Source organism: Pseudomonas sp. FBCC-B1565, from assembly GCF_059133265.1.
Map to the genome: position 1 here is coordinate 116,587 of NZ_CP101438.1, position 18,268 is coordinate 134,854.

18 protein-coding genes are annotated in these 18,268 nt (G+C 59.0%); 11 read left to right on the forward strand and 7 right to left on the reverse strand.

From position 1 onward, the window contains the following. Positions 1-55: 55 nt before the first annotated feature. The 4 genes from purE (at position 56) to NL123_RS00470 (ending at position 2,610) form a co-directional block, all read left to right on the forward strand. On the forward strand, positions 56-547 hold the full coding sequence (gene purE / locus NL123_RS00455; RefSeq protein ID WP_003176980.1) for a 5-(carboxyamino)imidazole ribonucleotide mutase: 492 nt from the start codon (positions 56-58) through the stop codon (positions 545-547). 11 nt (positions 548-558) lie between these two features. After that, complete coding sequence (locus tag NL123_RS00460; protein ID WP_248485393.1) at positions 559-1,644, forward strand: 5-(carboxyamino)imidazole ribonucleotide synthase; 1,086 nt, start codon at positions 559-561, stop codon at positions 1,642-1,644. Positions 1,645-1,749: 105 nt separating this feature from the next. After that, positions 1,750-1,995 (forward strand): GlsB/YeaQ/YmgE family stress response membrane protein, encoded by a 246-nt coding sequence (locus NL123_RS00465; RefSeq protein WP_058424295.1) that lies wholly within the window; start codon positions 1,750-1,752, stop codon positions 1,993-1,995. A 78-nt stretch (positions 1,996-2,073) separates the two neighbouring features. Then, positions 2,074-2,610 (forward strand): DUF3299 domain-containing protein, encoded by a 537-nt coding sequence (locus tag NL123_RS00470; RefSeq protein ID WP_076952089.1) that lies wholly within the window; start codon positions 2,074-2,076, stop codon positions 2,608-2,610. 122 nt (positions 2,611-2,732) lie between these two features. On the opposite strand, the gene NL123_RS00475 is transcribed toward NL123_RS00470, so the two are convergent. Continuing rightward, on the reverse strand, positions 2,733-3,632 hold the full coding sequence (locus NL123_RS00475) for a D-hexose-6-phosphate mutarotase (RefSeq protein ID WP_494357037.1): 900 nt from the start codon (positions 3,630-3,632) through the stop codon (positions 2,733-2,735). Positions 3,633-3,690: 58 nt separating this feature from the next. Next, a complete protein-coding gene (locus tag NL123_RS00480; protein WP_003176975.1) occupies positions 3,691-4,095 on the reverse strand; it encodes an acyl-CoA thioesterase in 405 nt (134 codons plus the stop codon). Positions 4,096-4,553: 458 nt separating this feature from the next. On the opposite strand from NL123_RS00480, the gene NL123_RS00485 reads away from it, so the two are divergent. Together NL123_RS00485 and NL123_RS00490 are read left to right on the forward strand one after the other, a co-directional pair. Continuing rightward, complete coding sequence (locus NL123_RS00485; protein WP_494357038.1) at positions 4,554-5,843, forward strand: MFS transporter; 1,290 nt, start codon at positions 4,554-4,556, stop codon at positions 5,841-5,843. Between the two features lie 18 nt (positions 5,844-5,861). Further along, on the forward strand, positions 5,862-6,731 hold the full coding sequence (locus tag NL123_RS00490) for a hypothetical protein (RefSeq protein ID WP_494357039.1): 870 nt from the start codon (positions 5,862-5,864) through the stop codon (positions 6,729-6,731). 53 nt (positions 6,732-6,784) lie between these two features. Here the strand turns inward: NL123_RS00490 and tnpC are convergent, their stop codons facing one another. The 5 genes from tnpC to NL123_RS00515 all read right to left on the reverse strand — a co-directional run bounded on the left by tnpC (position 6,785) and on the right by NL123_RS00515 (position 10,788). Then, positions 6,785-8,329: an IS66 family transposase gene (gene tnpC, locus NL123_RS00495; protein WP_494357040.1), complete on the reverse strand. Its 1,545-nt coding sequence runs from the start codon at positions 8,327-8,329 to the stop codon at positions 6,785-6,787. A gap of 18 nt (positions 8,330-8,347) precedes the next feature. Continuing rightward, positions 8,348-8,707 (reverse strand): IS66 family insertion sequence element accessory protein TnpB, encoded by a 360-nt coding sequence (gene tnpB, locus NL123_RS00500; RefSeq protein ID WP_027912621.1) that lies wholly within the window; start codon positions 8,705-8,707, stop codon positions 8,348-8,350. Positions 8,708-8,795: 88 nt separating this feature from the next. Beyond that, the gene (locus NL123_RS00505; protein ID WP_494357041.1) at positions 8,796-9,287 is read right to left on the reverse strand and encodes a PIN domain-containing protein; all 492 of its coding nucleotides are present in this window, start codon (positions 9,285-9,287) and stop codon (positions 8,796-8,798) included. After that, positions 9,284-10,342 (reverse strand): helix-turn-helix domain-containing protein, encoded by a 1,059-nt coding sequence (locus tag NL123_RS00510; protein WP_494357042.1) that lies wholly within the window; start codon positions 10,340-10,342, stop codon positions 9,284-9,286. Before NL123_RS00510 ends, NL123_RS00505 begins: the two co-directional genes overlap by 4 nt. A 107-nt stretch (positions 10,343-10,449) precedes the next feature. Continuing rightward, positions 10,450-10,788 carry a DUF6124 family protein gene (locus NL123_RS00515; RefSeq protein WP_494358357.1) on the reverse strand — a complete coding sequence of 113 codons (339 nt, stop codon included), beginning with the start codon at positions 10,786-10,788 and terminating at the stop codon, positions 10,450-10,452. 502 nt (positions 10,789-11,290) lie between these two features. Between NL123_RS00515 and NL123_RS00520 the strand changes: the two genes are divergently transcribed. The 5 genes from NL123_RS00520 (at position 11,291) to phoU (ending at position 18,180) form a co-directional block, all read left to right on the forward strand. Continuing rightward, the gene (locus NL123_RS00520) at positions 11,291-12,277 is read left to right on the forward strand and encodes a phosphate ABC transporter substrate-binding protein PstS (protein WP_016978637.1); all 987 of its coding nucleotides are present in this window, start codon (positions 11,291-11,293) and stop codon (positions 12,275-12,277) included. A 384-nt stretch (positions 12,278-12,661) separates the two neighbouring features. Next, entirely contained in the window at positions 12,662-14,695 is a 2,034-nt protein-coding gene (locus NL123_RS00525; RefSeq protein ID WP_494358358.1) for an ABC transporter permease subunit, read from the forward strand. 15 nt (positions 14,696-14,710) lie between these two features. Beyond that, positions 14,711-16,381, forward strand: a complete 1,671-nt coding sequence (gene pstA, locus NL123_RS00530; RefSeq protein ID WP_248485388.1) for a phosphate ABC transporter permease PstA — start codon at positions 14,711-14,713, stop codon at positions 16,379-16,381. A 133-nt stretch (positions 16,382-16,514) separates the two neighbouring features. Continuing rightward, entirely contained in the window at positions 16,515-17,348 is an 834-nt protein-coding gene (gene pstB, locus NL123_RS00535; protein WP_025856391.1) for a phosphate ABC transporter ATP-binding protein PstB, read from the forward strand. 70 nt (positions 17,349-17,418) lie between these two features. Beyond that, the gene (phoU, locus tag NL123_RS00540; protein WP_058424288.1) at positions 17,419-18,180 is read left to right on the forward strand and encodes a phosphate signaling complex protein PhoU; all 762 of its coding nucleotides are present in this window, start codon (positions 17,419-17,421) and stop codon (positions 18,178-18,180) included. The last annotated feature ends 88 nt before the right edge of the window (positions 18,181-18,268 follow it).

The following is an 18,268-nucleotide window of genomic DNA, read 5'->3' on the forward strand; positions in this document are numbered from 1 at the left end:
GTGGCTTGTTGTTTTTTGACGCGCCTGCGGGCGCCCAGAGAGAAGAGGCACGACGATGAGTGCATTGGTTGGCGTGATCATGGGCTCCAAGTCCGATTGGTCCACCCTTAGCCACACCGCCGATATGCTGGAAAAACTCGGCATTCCCTACGAAGTGAAAGTGGTCTCCGCCCACCGCACTCCGGATTTGCTGTTCCAGTATGCCGATGAAGCAGAATCCCGTGGCATCGAGGTGATCATCGCCGGTGCCGGTGGTGCAGCGCACCTGCCGGGCATGTGTGCGGCCAAGACCCACCTGCCGGTGCTCGGTGTGCCGGTGCAGTCGGCGATGCTCTCGGGCGTGGATTCGCTGTTGTCCATCGTGCAAATGCCGGCCGGCATCCCGGTGGCGACCCTGGCGATTGGCAAGGCCGGCGCGATCAACGCCGCCCTGCTGTCCGCCAGCATCCTGGGCGCCAAGCACCCGCAGTTCCACGCGGTGCTGAAAAAATTCCGTGCTGAACAGACAGACAGCGTGCTGGACAATCCAGACCCACGCATCGCCTGAGGTGGTTGACGATGAAAATCGGTGTAATCGGTGGCGGCCAACTGGGCCGCATGCTGGCCTTGGCGGGAACCCCGCTGGGGATGGACTTCGCTTTCCTGGACCCGGCGCCGGACGCCTGCGCGGCGGCCTTGGGTGAGCACCTGCGCGCTGACTACAGCGACCCGGACCACCTGCGCCAACTGGCCGACGAAGTCGACCTGGTGACCTTCGAATTCGAAAGCGTCCCGGCCGAAACCGTCGCGTTCCTTTCGCAGTTCGTCCCGGTGTACCCGAGCGCCGAAGCCCTGCGCATCGCCCGCGACCGCTGGTTCGAGAAGAGCATGTTCAAGGACCTGGGCATTCCGACCCCGGCCTTCGCCGATATCCAGTCCCAGGCGGACCTGGATGCCGCCGTCGCCAGCATTGGCCTGCCGGCTGTGCTGAAAACCCGTACCCTGGGTTATGACGGCAAGGGCCAGAAAGTCCTGCGCACCGCTGCCGATGTGGTCGGCACCTTTGCCGAGCTGGGCAGCGTCGCCTGCCTGCTGGAAGGTTTCGTACCGTTCACCGGTGAAGTCTCGCTGATCGCCGTGCGTGCCCGTGATGGCGAAACCCGCTTCTACCCGTTGGTGCACAACACCCACGACAGCGGCATCCTCAAGCTGTCCGTGGCCAGTACCGATCACCCGTTGCAGGCCCTGGCCGAAGACTATTCCAGCCGTGTGCTCAAGCAGCTGGATTACGTTGGCGTGATGGCGTTCGAGTTCTTTGAAGTCGACGGTGGCCTCAAGGCCAACGAAATCGCCCCGCGCGTGCACAACTCCGGGCACTGGACCACCGAAGGCGCCGAGTGCAGCCAGTTCGAAAACCACCTGCGGGCGGTGGCGGGCTTGCCGTTGGGTTCCACGGCCAAGGTCGGTGAGAGCGCCATGCTCAACTTCATCGGTGTGGTGCCACCCGTGGAAAAAGTCATCGCCATCGACGACTGCCACCTGCATCACTACGGCAAGGCCTTCAAGGCCGGGCGCAAGGTCGGCCATGCCAACCTGCGCTGCAAGGACCGCGCGACGCTGCAAGCGCAGATCCTCAAGGTTGAAGCGCTGATCGCCGAGCAATAAGGCAAGTCCGACGGGAACCATTGGTGACCGTCGTCTCTCTGATTGCAGGATGCCAAAGCCTGACTAGGCTTTGGCATAGCTCACCTACATTCAGAGGGAAATGCCATGGGTATCATCGGAACCATCTTTATCGGCTTGATCGTCGGCCTGCTCGCGCGTTTCCTGAAACCAGGCGACGACAGCATGGGCTGGATCATGACCATCCTGCTGGGCATCGCAGGTTCGTTGGTCGCCACTTACGGTGGCCAGGCCCTGGGCATCTACCAGGCAGGCCAGGGCGCCGGCTTCCTCGGCGCGCTGATCGGCGCCATCGTGCTGCTGGTGATCTACGGCCTGCTGAAAAAGAAATGATCTAAGCGACGAAGCTCTCTGCGCTGCGCAGGCGCAGGGAGCTAGAATGCTCGCCACCTGTACTTGTCGAGCCTCTCCATGCGCCGTCTTTTGTTAACACTCCTCCTGCTGGGCCCTGGCCTGGCGCACGCTGGCGAACTGCCGGAAACCGACTGGCTCGACCTGATGCCGCTGTCGGATCAAAAAGCCCTCGAAGCCATGCCCGAGATCGACCACAACTCCCCCGAAGCCCAAGGCACATTCACCGACAAGGGTGGCCTGAAGCAGAGCAAGGGCTTGCCGGCGGTGATGTACTCAACCAAGACCGTGGCGGCCATGAATGGCAAGGACATCCGCATCGGCGGCTATCCGGTGCCGTTGGAGACTGATGCCAAGGGCCGCAGCACCTTGTTCTTCCTCGTACCGTATCCGGGCGCATGTATCCATGTGCCGCCACCACCGCCTAACCAGTTGGTGCTGGTGCGTTATCCCAAGGGCTTGAAGCTGGATGATATCTATACGCCGCTGTGGGTCACGGGCACGTTGAAGGTGGAGAAGGTCAATAACGATCTTGCCGATGCGGCCTATGCGCTGGATGCGGGGAAAGTGCGGGTGGTCAAGGAATCCGATCTTTAAAGGGCAACATATAACCAATGTGGGAGGGGGCTTGCCCCCGATAGCGGTCTACCAGTAGCCGTTGTGCTGACTGATCCACTGCTATCGGGGGCAAGCCCCCTCCCACATTTTGATTGGCGTTCTTACAGGGCGACAGCGCTGATCCTCACACCCAAGGTGTGGCTTTCGCCGGGCGCCAGGCTCACCACATCGTCCAGCACATTCGCCGTCTCGATGCACAGCATGCCCGGCCAGCCATCATCGGCCATGTCATCAAACGCCTTGGCACGTTCGGTCCAGGGGTTCCAGATCACCGTCGACTTTGAGCCCTCGGCAGTGAGCTGGATGCGGCGCTGCCAGTCTGTGTCGACGATGTTCAACTGGGACGGCGTATCGAGGTAGATGCGATCGGTCTCGGCAGTGAAGCGCAGCTGGCCGGATTGCACCTTCTCGGCCCAGCCGTCCGCGGTATCGATATACGTCACGCCGTCCAGCCCATCGACCTCTACATTGCGCACATCGCTCACCGCAAAGTAGGTGTGCAGCGCCTGGCTGAGGGTTACGGTGTCAGCGCCACGGTTATGACTGGTCAGGCGGATATGCAACTGATCGTCCAGCAGCAGGCTCAGTTTCAGGTCGACCTGGTGCGGCCAGCCCGGAAAACCGCCCGTCGGCACCGGCAGTAGCAAATCCACCCGTAGCGCATGGCCTTCGAGTTCCGTCGCAGCCAATTCCCAGAGTGCCGTACGCACAAAACCGTGGGCGCCGGCCGGCTGGTCGCTCTGGCGCATCGCCTTGACGCTCTGCGGGTTGCGGTCGAACACGCCAAACCACGGCCAGCACACCGGTACGCCGGTGCGAATGCCCTTGCCCTGCTTGAACACCGCTTCAGGGTTCGGCCAGATCAGCGGCTGCTCGCCGTCGCGCTGGTAACTGAATATATGCGCGCCCTGTTGGGCCACCATCAGTTCCGCGCCGTTGTGGCGGATGCGCCAGCAGTCCAGCTCGTCGGTTTTCACGGTTTCAACGTGGGGCGTCGGCATAACAAAGCACTCTCAATAGCAGGCAGTGGGGCAGTTGACCGTCAAAACCCGGCGAGGTTTAACGTGCGCGCGATGGAACCGAGCGCGTGCGGCCGCTGCCGTCGATGGCGACGAATACAAATACCGCCTCGGTCACCTTGCGCCATTCGCTGGACAGCGGGTCGTCGCTCCACACTTCGACCATCATCTGGATCGAGCTGCGGCCGATTTCCAGAGCCTGGGTATAGAAGGACAACTGCGCGCCGACGGCCACCGGCACCAGGAACGCCATGCGATCAATGGCCACCGTGGCGACACGCCCGCCTGCAACCTTGCTGGCCATCGCGGTGCCGGCCAGGTCCATCTGCGCGACCAGCCAACCGCCGAAGATATCGCCGAAACCGTTGGTTTCACGCGGCAGGGCGGTGATTTGCAGGGCGAGATCGCCTTGCGGGATAGGATCTTCTTGTTCGAGTTCGATCATGCCAAGGGTGCCTCTGACCCGTAACGCTTCATGGGTATTTCAAGTGGATAGCCGTCTTCGAAAAAAACGTTTCAGCACCAACATACACCGCGTGATGCGTTTCTCGTAAGGCGTACTAAAGGGAAACTCTGCCAAATCGGCTGGTGGGTGCCCAACGACGTTTTGGCACAGCAGCCCCTCAAGACTGGGGGTCTTGCGCTTGCACGGGCCGAGTATATCGAGACCCCGGCGCCACGACGACCTCTGGGCGCTCATTTGGTCGGCAAATAACGGCTGTATCGCGGCTTTTTCCGGCAACTGTGCTTCTGTGCGCAGATAAAGCGTAAAAATGCGGAATATTTCGCGCTGTTGAACTGTTATTCGCTCAACGCTGTGCTTTTTCGAGCGATTTGCTATCTTGCCAAGCCTGCCGCAAGTCCCGGGCTTGCCGTCCCGACTACTATAAGAGAAGCCTTGCCATGTCCTCCGTGCCCGCAAGCAGTGCGCAACCGTCGCGCCCGCTGACCCGCAACGACTACAAAACCCTGTCGCTGTCTGCCTTGGGCGGGGCGTTGGAGTTTTATGATTTCATCATTTTCGTGTTTTTCGCCACCGTGGTCGGAAAACTCTTCTTCCCGGTCGACATGCCCGAATGGCTGCGCATGATGCAGACCTTCGGCATCTTTGCCGCCGGTTACCTCGCGCGCCCCTTGGGCGGCATCATCATGGCGCACTTCGGCGACCTGCTGGGCCGCAAGAAAATGTTCACCCTGAGCATCTTCATGATGGCCGTGCCGACCCTGATCATGGGCCTGCTGCCGACCTACGCGCAGATCGGCCTGTGGGCACCGGTACTGTTGCTGCTGATGCGCATCATCCAGGGCGCGGCGATCGGCGGTGAAGTGCCAGGCGCGTGGGTGTTCGTCTCCGAACACGTACCGCCACGGCATATCGGCTATGCCTGCGGCACCCTGACCAGCGGCCTTACCGCCGGGATCCTGCTGGGGTCGCTGGTGGCCACCGCCATCAATACTATCTATAGCCCTGAGCAGGTCTCGGATTTCGCCTGGCGTATCCCGTTCCTGCTCGGCGGTGTATTCGGCCTGCTGTCGGTGTACCTGCGCCGCTGGTTGCATGAAACGCCGATCTTCGCCGAGATGCAGCAACGCAAGACCCTGGCCGCCGAGCTGCCCTTGCGCGCGGTGCTGCGCGACCATCGTGGCGCCATCGTCTTGTCGATGTTGCTGACTTGGTTGCTGTCGGCTGGCGTCGTGGTGGTGATCCTGATGACCCCGACCGTGCTGCAGACCATCTACCACTTCAGCCCGACCGTTGCGTTGCAGGCCAACAGCCTGGCCATCGTCACCCTGAGCCTGGGTTGCATCGCTTCGGGCGCCCTGGCCGACCGCTTCGGTGCAGGCCGTGTACTGGTCGCCGGTTGCGCAATGTTGCTGGCGACGTCCTGGACGCTTTATCACAGCCTCATGGCCCACCCAGACTGGCTGTTCCCGCTGTACGCCCTGACCGGCCTCTTTGTGGGCACCATCGGCGTGGTGCCTTACGTAATGGTCAAGGCCTTTCCGCCCGTGGTGCGTTTCAGTGGCTTGTCGTTCTCCTACAACGTGGCCTACGCCGTGTTCGGCGGGCTGACGCCACTGGTGGTGTCGCTGCTGATGAAGGAAAGCCCGATGGGCCCGGCCTACTACGTTGCCGCCCTGTGCGTGATGGGGATGGTGGTGGGTGGGTATCTGTGGAAGCGCGGACGGTAGTCTGTTCAGGAGTAGTCTATGTACACGGAAGTACTAATTAAAATTCAGAAAGAGTGGTCCGAAAAAGCGGTTTTGTTAATGAGGGAGTTGCTGCCACTAATGGTTCCAGTGTCAGCTTTTTCTGAATTCAGCAAGCGAGAACGGCAAGTTCTCGGTGAGCTTTTATCGGCGACAGCGCGATCTACGGAAAGCGCATTTTTATTGTCTGCTTACGGTCAACTTTGGGATGCGGATGTAATCATGCGTTCGGTGTGCGAGGGTACACTGAAAGTATTGTATATACTCCAGTCGCGTGAGAGTTTTAGGCGGCGAATTGAAGAGTTTGATACTGACCTTTTTGAAATTTCATTATTGAAAAACGATAGTAAGGCTCAAGAGCTTTTGAATTCTGTGACGAATCCTGATGACCGAGAGTGGAAACCCATCAAGGATCTTTTAATTTCGCCAGAAAAAAGAGCTGAAGTAAATCAGAAATATGATAGAAAAACTCGTCAAGAACTTGAGCGCAGATGGGGGTTCACTGGTTTGATTGCCGGTCTCACGAATAGTGGCGACCCGTTGTTTAAAGGTTATGCAGCGTTGCTACATGAATACTCGAACGCTAGTCATATACATCATGCTGACTGCATTGGGGTTGGAATGCCGATGGAGCGAGACTTCCGAGGCGCCGATGAAAGGGACTCAATTCATTTGGCTCATCTCAGTCGAATAATTTCAGACGGATTCGGATATTTCAAATTTAGGGTAATGACGGGGTATCGCTTCATGAGTTATCCGTCAGCTGACGCAATCAAAGCCATGGAGCTTTTTGAAACTAAGTTTTCTGCTTTGGAAGGTGAGTATGGTGATGTTTACAACCGCTGGGTGGATATTCAGTATCCGGGTTGAGCTTCATAGTATGCGCTCCATAAACCCCACCTATCCCAAGGTGGGTCAACGGTTTACCGTGGCATCTCCGGTGAGCAGTTCCACGGCAGCAAGGCTTCGTAGTCTTCGACCGTCGAGGCATACGGCAACCGCTCCAGTACGTGGCGCAGCCACGTATAGGGCTCCTGGCCGTTGAGCTTGGCGGTCTCGACCAGGCTGTAGATCTGGGAGCTGGCCGTGGCACCCTTGGGCGTATCGCTGAACAGCCATGCCTTGCGTCCTATTACAAACGGCTTAATCGCTCTTTCAGCGGCGTTGTTGTCTATGGGTAAAAAACCGGCTTCGACGTAACGCTCCAGCCGGCTCCAGTTGTTCGCCAGATAATGCACGGCCTTACCCAGTGCACTTTGCGCCGTGACTTGCGGCTGGGTCTTAGCCAGCCAGCTTTTCAGTTGGGCCAGGATCGGCAAGCTCTTTTCCTGACGAGCGATAAACCGTTGTTCATCGCTGGCGTCTTTGGATTCGCGTTCGATGCCGTACAGTTTGTTGATCATCGTCAGCGCGATATCTGCCCTCCCGGTTTTACCCTTGGGCTGCACTTTTTGCGCATCCACGAACTTGCGGCGTGCATGGGCCATGCATGCCAGACGTTCCACGCCCGGCTGCAACGCCAAGGCGTTATAGCCCGCGTAATCATCGGTCATCACGTAGCCGCGATAACTGTCCAGCAAGCGCAACGGCACGTCCTGCGCTCGGCTGGAGGTGTAGTCGAACAGCACGACTTTCTTGTCCGGTGGGCCGCTGGCCTGCACCCACATCCAGGATTGACTGGTCGGGTCACGATCCGGCTCCTTCAACACCTGGACGCGCGTTTCATCGCAGTGGATCACCGGGCTTTCCAGCAAGCGGTCGCGCATCAAATTCAGCAGTGGCTGGAAGTGTTCGCTGCACTGGATCACCCAGCGCGCCAGCGTCTGGCGCGCAATCTCGACGCCATGTCGGCTGAGCACGGTTTCAAACCGGTGCAACGGCAAGCCATCGACATACTTGGTAGTCAGCAGCATCGCCAGCACGCTGGGGCTGGCCATGCTCTTTTCGATCAGTTGGGCAGGCTTGTCAGCCGTGACCGGTGCAGTTTCACAGCCCCGGCAACCGTAGACCTTGCGGATGTGCCTGATGACACGGATCTGCATCGGCACGATGTCCAGTTGCTCGCTGGTCTCTTCGCCGATGGCGTGTTTGCGGCAACCGCATGCACAGGTCAGTTCGTGTTCGGGCAGTTCGTGGATGACTTCGATACGCGGCAGATCGGCCGACAACGGCTTGCGTTTGCCACGGCGCTGCGTCGGCGCAACGGCTTCTTCGTTGGGGTCATCAACGAGCGGCATCGGCTCGCTTTCGGGCTCGTTGAACAGCGCCAGTTGCGGCGTGTTGGGCTCGACAGTCTGTTCGGACTTGCGCCCGAACAAGCGGTCGCGCAGCAACTTGATCTGTTCTCTCAGGTCGACGATGTGGGTTTGATAAGCCTGGGCCACTTCTTCCTGGCGACTGAGTGCCTCAAGCAGCAGTTGCTTGAGCAAAACAGGATCATCAGGAAGGTCGTCGGGCAGGGAAATCATGGCCCGGATTATACCGGGTCAGGCTACGTAGCGTGGGGTCAAAACCTGATGAGGGCGGTTGCGCCAAAGGTCAAAACCATCGAGTAACCAGTTGAGTTCCTGGACCGTCAGGACGATCGCCTCGTCGCTGGCATCGGGCGAAGTTTTAAAACGCTCGGATTCGAGGCGCTTGAGCCAGAGGCAGAAGCCGTTGCGCTCCCAATACAATATCTTCACTCGGTTGCGTGGCTTGTTGAGGAAGACGAAAAGCACAGGGTCGAACACCGCCACTTTGATGTCCAGCTCGACCAGAGCGGCGAGGCCATCAATGGATTTTCGAAAATCCACGGGCTTGGGGTAGAGGTAGACTTTTTCGACTTTGGCGTCGGGTCGCATCATGACGGAATGGCTCCAGAAAAGGATCGGGAGCACAGCATCAGATTTCAACTTGAGGCTTTGAATGTGTAGGTGATGGATCGCTTACGCTTCATATAGGTCTCCAACCTAAGAGCCTTATTTGACATTCTGATGCTGGTAAGCGGGCGCCATCAGTTAGCATATGCTCCAACGCCGTTGCTGCGTCAATAGCATTGAGGACTTGATGCTCGACCATTAGGTCGAGCAGCCAAAGTGCGCCGTGTACCTGTAGTCCATCCCGAATGGCCTGACGACGTAGTTTTCCATCGCCAGTGAGTAACGGCCTTCCGGTTGTTTGTGCTAGTAGGTAGCAAGAAACATCGGCTAAGGAACTATTATTGTGTTCGACCTTAAGCCCTAAGAGTTTTTTCACTCCTCCCTCGTCAAATGATTCGACAACCAACCCTTGGGTGAGTAGTTCATCATGGGGGAAATCCTCAAGCTCGTGCATGACAAAGTCGGTGCAGCAGAAAGTGAGTGGCAGCCTGAATATATGCTCCAGCAATCCCGCATTCCTGAAATCAATCCAGATGTTGGTGTCTCTGATATAGATAAGGCTCATGCACTCTCCAATGAGCCCAGAAAATTGGGATCTAGAGCTCTCACCGGGCGACGCAGCAACTCGGCCGCTCTTGATTTGGTGATCAGACCTTCCGCTAACCCCCAGAAAACGAGAGACTCAAAACGCTGAGGTGGTTTGCAAGGTAATGGTTCAGGTTCTGCTTTGCGCCAGCCATTGCTACTGAACTGAATAGTCAGGGACTTGAAGCCGCCTTCGCCTAATAGCTTAAGGTCCTTCAATCGACGGAGCGCTGCATGCATTGAGAGCCCATATTGGCGCTTAGCAATCAATAGTTCTCTAGGGTGGACACGGGAGCGTTGGTGATTCCCAAAATCTCCGGTCACGCTTTTAGCTGGATAAAGGAAAGCCCCAGCGAAGCGGTGACAGCAATTTTCTTTATCGCGCTCGGGCATATCATCAGGCAATTTCATCACCCAGTGACCCAATTCGTGAGCAGCGGTGAAGCGAATTCGTTCACCTGCTCTCTGAGCATTTAGAGCGATCAGCACATGTTCGCCGTCATTGGTGGCTGCGCAAGCGCCATCAAAATCATCAGGACCATCCAGCATCACCACTTTGATGCCGTGCTCTTCCAACTGCTCAGTCAGATGAGCAATAGGGTCCTCGCCTATATCCCAATACTTCCGGAGCTCATCCGCCGCTCGTTCCGCTTCTTCTAAGGAGGACACAGGGAGCATTTGCGCTGGGGTTTCGGCAGTCTTGATATCTCCTGGGTCGAAACACTCTTCAAGAGATATATAGCGTTCCAGATGCTCTCGAATCTGCTCCTCGACTTGAACCTGACGGTACTGAGGCATCTTCGCAAGCTTACGGAACTCGAGCGGCGCGAGTGGGAGTGCCTGAGTGCGGAAAAAATACTCCGGGCTCACGTCCAGTGCCTTTGCTAATTGCAAAAGACGCTGAGAGTTTGGGGTACTCAGCCCTTTTTCATATTTGCTCAGGCCTTGCTTGGTTATGTCACCGAGATGCAGTGCCAGTGCTTCTAGCGACATGCCACGCAATAACCTTGCGCGGCGAATTCGGTCATTGATCATGTGAGGTCTCCTTAGGTTGACAAGACTATGCTTTGGTTTTTTTTTGTCAACCTAAGGTTCGCCGTGAATCGCTCAGACTTTAACCAGGCTTTGGACCGGAGCGGATTTCATAATTTTGCCATCGGGTTTTGAGTTTCAAATTGATCCAGCGTCCGATCTACCAATAACTGAATTCCCTCAAGCATCCGGCATATTCCCAGCGCCACGTCTCGCGCAGCACCGTCGACCTCGAACGCCAAATTTGCAGCCAAGACTTGTACCGAGGTGAGATCCTGGGACGCGTTTGCCAGCAGGGTCTCGGCATCCAGATCTGTACGCACGGTAAAAAGCCCATCAGCAGATAGGGTGGATTCAGCAGAACGTGTCGGATTGGAATTGATGGCTCTGTGAGCGTCTGCGTGCAGTGGAGCCGAATTGAGCGGGGGATTGGGGCTATCTTTGATCATCGTAAAAGCTCCTAACAAAATGGGAGCGGCCAGCATCACTTGCAGATGATGGGTGGCAGCTGTGCGCGGGTCTGCAAGACCGAGGTTAGGAGCATCCCGGCAGACCCGAAGGTCTCCCGCACACAGCCGCCATAAAGCGACGGCCATAAAAGCGCTCCGATTATAGAGGCGCTTATGAACTCCCAACATAGTTTCGGCGGGCTTGCAGTCCCGGTCGCTGAATTTGCAGCGGCAGGAGGAGGTTATTAAGGCCAGTTCCGAGCGACAACCCTAAAAAGCTGTGGGAAATCTCCGGTCAGCAATTGCAGCATGGTTTCAAGCCAGAGCCTTATCACACTTATCTTCCCGCTCAGGCCGGCATTTCTGAAAATTTCTTCTTAAATGCAAATCCTCACCCAATAGTGGCCTTTCATCTAACTGTCACATTCCAGACATAGAGTGTTCACACGGCCTCCCGATACTTGGCCCCGATCCAATTATCCCAATCTGCTAGGAGCAAGGCATGAAACTGAAACGTTTGATGGCGGCAATGACTTTTGTCGCTGCTGGCGTTGCGACCGCCAACGCGGTGGCCGCTGGTGTTGATCCGGCAATCCCGGCGTACGTCAAGACCACTGGTGTGTCGGGCAACTTGTCCAGCGTTGGTTCCGATACCCTGGCTAACCTGATGACCCTGTGGGCCGAGGGTTACAAAAAGGAATACCCGAACGTCAACATCCAGATTCAAGCTGCCGGCTCCGCCACCGCGCCACCTGCGCTGACTGAAGGCACCTCCAACCTGGGCCCGATGAGCCGCAAGATGAAGGACACCGAACTGGCGGCCTTCGAGCAGAAGTACGGCTACAAGCCAACCGCGATTCCGGTTGCCGTGGATGCCCTGGCGGTGTTCGTGCACAAGGACAACCCGATCCAGCACCTGACCATGGAACAAGTCGACGCGATTTTCTCCTCGACTCGCCTGTGCGGTGGCAAAGCCGACGTGAAAACCTGGGGCGACCTGGGTGTGACCGGCGATCTGGCCAACAAGCCGGTGCAACTGTTCGGTCGCAACTCGGTGTCCGGCACCTACGGCTACTTCAAGGAAGAAGCCCTGTGCAAAGGCGACTACAAGCCAAACGTGAACGAACAACCCGGCTCGGCGTCGGTCGTGCAGTCGATCAGCTCCTCGCTGAACGGCATCGGTTACTCGGGCATCGGCTACAAGACCGCCAGCGTGAAGACCGTGGCTCTGGCCAAGAAAGGCAGCACTGACTTCATCGAAGACAGCGAAGAAAACGCCCTGAACGGCAAATACCCGCTGTCGCGCTTCCTCTACGTGTACGTCAACAAAGCCCCGAACAAGCCTCTGGCCCCGCTGGAAGCCGAGTTCGTGAAGCTGGTTCTGTCCAAACAGGGCCAGGAAGTTGTCGTGAAAGACGGCTACATCCCACTGCCAGCCAAAGTCGCCGCCAAGGCCCTGGCTGACCTGGGTCTGAAAGAAGGCAACTGATTGCCTCTGCGGGGCCGGCGTACCGGCCCCGCATCCGAATTTTCTAGTCCGCTGCCAGCCTTGCTTCGCGGCGGATTTGTTGCGTCACTGCACTGTCATCTTTCTGTCATACAGGATCGCTAGGGTGTGCGCATGAATGATCTGGCCAATTCCACCATGACGACGACTTCTCCCCCCAAGCGCATTGACTTCAATACGCCTGAGTTGCAACGCAAGCGCCGCATTCGCGCGCTCAAGGATCGCCTGACCCGTTGGTACGTGCTGGTCGGCGGCCTCGCCGTCCTCGGCGCCATCACCCTGATTTTCTTCTTCCTGGCTTATGTGGTCGCGCCACTGTTCCAGGGCGCCTCGTTGACCAAGGAAGACGCCCTGACCCCGGCCTGGATCCAGGACGCCGGCAAGCCGCTGATGATCTCCCTCGAAGAACAGAACCAAGTCGCCATGCGGGTTTCCGACAAGGGCCAGGCGCTGTTCTTTAATGTCGAGACCGGTGCCGAACTCAAGCGTGTCGACCTGCCCCTGCCCGCCGGCACCAGTGTTGCTTCTATCGGCGAAGACCAACCCGGCAGCCCGCTGGTGATCCTCGGTCTGTCCAACGGCCAGTCCCTGGTGTTCCGCCACACCTATAAGGTGTCCTACCCGGACGGCAAGAAAACCATCACCCCCGCGATCGAATACCCCTACGGTGAAACGCCGATCGTGCTGGATGACGCCGGCCGCCCGCTGGAACACGTGGCCCTCAACGCCACGGACTCCTCCCTAGTGGTGGCAGGCTCCGCCGGTTCGCACTTGAACGTGCTGTCCCTGAGCCGCGAAGAAAACATGATGACCGGCGAACTCACCAGCGAGCAGAAGCGTATCGAGCTGCCGCAAATGACCGAGCCGGTGAAGGCGATCTTCATCGACCCGCGTCAGCAATGGCTGTACGTGATCAACGGCCGTGCTTTGGCCGATGTGTTCAGCCTGCGCGACAAGAGCCTCAATGGACGCTACAAACTGCTGGAAGATGGCAATGCTGAAGTCACCGCGAGCACCCAGCTGGTGGGCGGTATCTCGCTGATCATCGGTAACTCCAAGGGCGGCCTGGCCCAGTGGTTCATGGCCCGCGACCCGGATGGCGAGCAGCGCTTCAAGCAGATCCGTACCTTCCAGATGGGCGCCACGCCGATCATTGAAATCACCGCCGAAGAGCGCCGCAAAGGCTTCACCGCCCTCGACGCGTCCGGCAAGTTCGGCGTATTCCACAGCACCGCTCACCGCACTTTGCTGGTGGACCCGGTGGTCGACGGCCAGGGCGTGTTCGGCCTGTCACCACGAGCCAACCGCGTGATCGTGGAGGCGGGCGGCAAGCTGCAACCACTGATGCTCGACAACCCGCACCCGGAAGTGTCCTGGAGCGCGCTGTGGAGCAAGGTCTGGTACGAAAACTACGACGAGCCTAAATACGTCTGGCAGTCGACCGCCGCCAACACCGACTTCGAACCCAAGATGAGCCTGGCCCCGCTGACCTTCGGCACCTTGAAGGCCGCGTTCTACGCCATGCTGCTGGCCGCGCCGCTGGCCGTTGCCGCCGCGATCTACACCGCCTACTTCATGGCCCCGAGCCTGCGCCGCAAGGTCAAGCCGGTGATCGAGTTGATGGAGGCCATGCCGACGGTGATCCTCGGCTTCTTCGCCGGCCTGTTCCTGGCGCCGTATGTGGAAGGGCATCTACCGGGGATTTTCAGCCTGTTGATGCTGTTGCCGATCGGCATCCTGGTGGCCGGCTTCATCTTCAGCCGCTTGCCTGAATCCCTGCGCCTGCGTGTACCGGATGGCTGGGAAAGCGCGATTTTGATCCCGGTGATCCTGTTCGTGGGCTGGCTCTCGCTGTACATGAGCCCGTACCTGGAAACCTGGTTCTTCGGCGGCGACATGCGCATGTGGATCTCCCACGACCTGGGTATCACCTACGACCAGCGCAATGCCCTGGTGGTCGGCCTGGCCATGGGTTTCGCGGTGATCCCGAACATCTACTCCATCGCCGAAGACGCCGTGTTCAGCGTGCCACGCGGCCTGACCCTGGGTTCCCTGGCCCTGGGCGCCACGCCGTGGCAGACCATGACCCGCGTGGTCATCCTCACCGCCAGCCCGGGCATCTTCTCGGCGCTGATGATCGGCATGGGCCGTGCTGTCGGTGAGACCATGATCGTGTTGATGGCCACCGGTAACACCCCGGTGATGGAGATGAACCTGTTCGAAGGCCTGCGCACACTGGCGGCCAACGTCGCGGTGGAAATGCCCGAGTCGGAAGTGGGTGGCAGTCACTACCGCGTACTGTTCCTCTCGGCGCTGGTACTGCTGCTGTTCACTTTCATCATGAACACCCTCGCCGAGCTGATCCGTCAGCGTCTGCGCAAGAAATACTCGTCGCTTTAAGAAAGGTAGAAGTCTGTGAAACAGAACTCCCTGAATGGATGGTTCAAGAGCGGCGCCCCCGGTGTCTGGATCAGCGGTGGCGCGGTGTCCATCGCGGTCATCATGACTATTGGGTTGCTGGCGGTGATTGCCGTGCGTGGCCTGGGCCACTTCTGGCCGGCCGACCTGATCCAGGCCAACTACAGCGTGCCGGGCCAGGCAAACCATATCGTCATCGGCGAAGTGGTGCAGAAGGAAGAAGTGCCCCGCGAGCGCCTGAAAAGCGCCGGCCTGCCGGTGCCGGACCAAGGCCCGGAGTTCATGACCCGCGAGCTGATCAAGGTCGGCAACCGTGACCTGAACGGCAACGACTTCACCTGGATCGTCGGCGAGTGGCTCAAGGACCAGACCACGCCAGCGAATCTCATGACCATCGAGCGGCGTGAGTGGGGCAACTTCTACGGCACCCTGGTCAACGTCAAGCAGGATGGCAAGGTCATTGCCGAAGGCGAGGCTGCCTGGCCGGAGCTGCAGGCTCGTGTGGACCGCGTCAACAAGCTGGCTGCCCAGCTCAAGACTCTGGAGAAGTCCGACATCGGCGCGATCAACGCCGGCCTCGAACGTATCCGCCTGCATGGCCGCAAACTGGAACTGGAAGGCAAGCTCGACGCCGCCGCCCAGGCCGATATGGACGCCGACCGCGCCGAGCTGAATGCCCGTTATCAGGACATCGAAGCCCGCCTGGCCGACCTGCACGCCCAGTTCAACCGCGACGCCCTGACGGCACGCGATGCGAACGGCAAGGAAGTGGAAATCGGCATCGGCAAAGTGGTGCACGCCTACCAGCCAAACGCCATGGGCACCATCACCAAGATCGGCTTCTACTTCAGCAAGGTCTGGGAATTCCTCAGCGATGACCCACGGGAAGCCAACACCGAAGGCGGGATCTTCCCGGCCATCTTCGGCACCGTGATGATGACCCTGATTATGGCGATGATCGTCACTCCGTTCGGCGTGCTGGCGGCGGTGTACCTGCGTGAATACGCCAAGCAGAACGCCCTGACGCGCATCATCCGCATCGCCGTGAACAACCTGGCCGGTGTACCGGCCATCGTCTACGGCGTGTTCGGCCTGGGCTTCTTCGTGTATGTATTGGGGGGCTCGGTGGACCGCCTGTTCTTCGCCGAAGCCCTGCCGGCACCGACCTTTGGTACGCCGGGCCTGTTGTGGGCCTCGCTGACCCTGGCGCTGCTGGCGGTGCCGGTGGTGATCGTGGCCACCGAAGAAGGCCTGGCGCGGATTCCCCGCACCGTGCGGGAGGGCTCCCTGGCGCTGGGTGCGACCAAGGCGGAAACGCTGTGGAAGATCGTGCTGCCGATGGCCAGCCCGGCAATGATGACCGGCATGATCCTCGCCGTGGCCCGCGCCGCCGGTGAAGTGGCGCCGCTGATGCTGGTGGGCGTGGTGAAACTGGCGCCGTCGCTGCCGCTGGACGGCAACTACCCGTACCTGCACCTGGACCAGAAGATCATGCACCTGGGCTTCCATATCTATGACGTCGGCTTCCAGAGCCCCAACGTCGAAGCCGCGCGGCCGCTGGTGTACGCCACCGCGCTGCTGCTGGTGCTGGTGATCGCCACGCTCAACTTGTCGGCGGTGTGGATCCGTAACCACCTGCGCGAAAAGTACAAGGCGCTGGATAGCTGATTTATAAGTGAACGCAGAATAAATGTGGGAGGGGGCTTGCCCCCGATAGCGGCGGATCAGAAACAGATGTGCTGACTGACACACTGCCATCGGGGGCAAGCCCCCTCCCACACAACAGCACAGGGAGCATCCCATGCAACAAGACACCCACACCCACGGCATCAACATGTCTGCCCTGGGTCGCGACAAGCAGAGCCTGAGCCTGGCCCAGGAAACCGTGGCCATCGAAGTACCGGGCCTGAGCCTGTACTACGGTGAAAAACAGGCGCTGTTCGACGTCAGCATGAACATCCCCAAGCAGCGCGTGACCGCCTTCATCGGCCCGTCGGGCTGCGGCAAGTCCACGCTGCTGCGTACCTTTAACCGCATGAACGACCTGGTGGACGGTTGCCGCGTGGACGGTGCCATCAACCTCTACGGCACCAACATCTACCGTAAGGGTGAGGATGTGGCCGAGTTGCGTCGCCGCGTGGGCATGGTGTTCCAGAAGCCCAACCCGTTCCCCAAGACCATCTACGAAAACGTGGTCTACGGCTTGCGCATCCAAGGCATCAACAAGAAGCGCATCCTCGACGAAGCGGTTGAGTGGGCCTTGAAAGGCGCGGCGTTGTGGGACGAAGTGAAGGACCGCCTGCACGACTCGGCCCTCGGCCTGTCCGGCGGCCAGCAACAGCGCCTGGTGATCGCGCGCACCATCGCCGTGGAGCCGGAAGTGTTGCTGCTCGACGAACCCTGCTCGGCACTCGACCCGATCTCGACGCTGAAAGTCGAAGAACTGATCTACGAGCTCAAGTCCAAGTTCACCATCGTTATCGTGACCCACAACATGCAACAGGCGGCGCGGGTTTCCGACTACACCGCGTTCATGTACATGGGCAAACTGGTGGAATTCGGCGACACCGATACCCTGTTCACCAATCCGGCGAAGAAGCAGACCGAAGACTACATCACCGGTCGCTACGGCTAGGAAGCTGTGGTTCTGATTGCACTGACGCTGCGGTTCTCCGCACCTTACCGGACGCTCCAAGGACGCCAACATGATTAGCAAAGAAGGCCTTACCCACCACATCTCCGCGCAGTTCAACGCCGAGCTCGAGGAAGTGCGCAGCCACCTCCTGGCGATGGGCGGGCTGGTGGAGAAGCAAGTCAACGATGCGGTCACCGCGCTGATCGAGGCCGACTCGGGCCTGGCCCAGCAAGTGCGTGAGATCGATGACCAGATCAACCAGATGGAACGCAATATCGACGAAGAATGCCTGCGCATTCTCGCCCGTCGCCAGCCGGCGGCGTCCGACCTGCGGTTGATCATCAGCATCTCCAAGTCGGTGATCGACCTGGAACGCATCGGCGACGAAGCCACCAAGATCGCCCGCCGCGCTATCCAGCTGTGCGAAGAAGGCGAAGCGCCACGCGGTTACGTGGAAGTGCGCCACATCGGTGACCAGGTGCGCAACATGGTGCGCGATGCGCTCGACGCCTTTGCCCGCTTCGACGCCGAACTGGCCCTGTCGGTGGCCCAGTACGACAAGGTCATCGACCGTGAGTACAAGACCGCGCTGCGTGAGCTGGCCACCTACATGATGGAAGACCCGCGCTCTATCTCGCGGGTCTTGAGCATTATCTGGGTGCTGCGCTCCCTGGAGCGGATTGGCGACCATGCGCGCAATATCTCCGAACTGGTGATCTACCTGGTGCGCGGCACTGACGTACGGCACATGGGCCTCAAGCGCATGAAGGCCGAAGTTGAAGGTTCAGTCGATCAAATCCCTAATGTTCCGGGCGTACCTGACGATAAGTAAGGTTGCCCGAGAAATTAACGCCCGGCCTTTGGTCGGGCGTTTTTGTTTGCGGGCGCGAATTTTTCAGCGAGGGGACACAAGAAAGTCC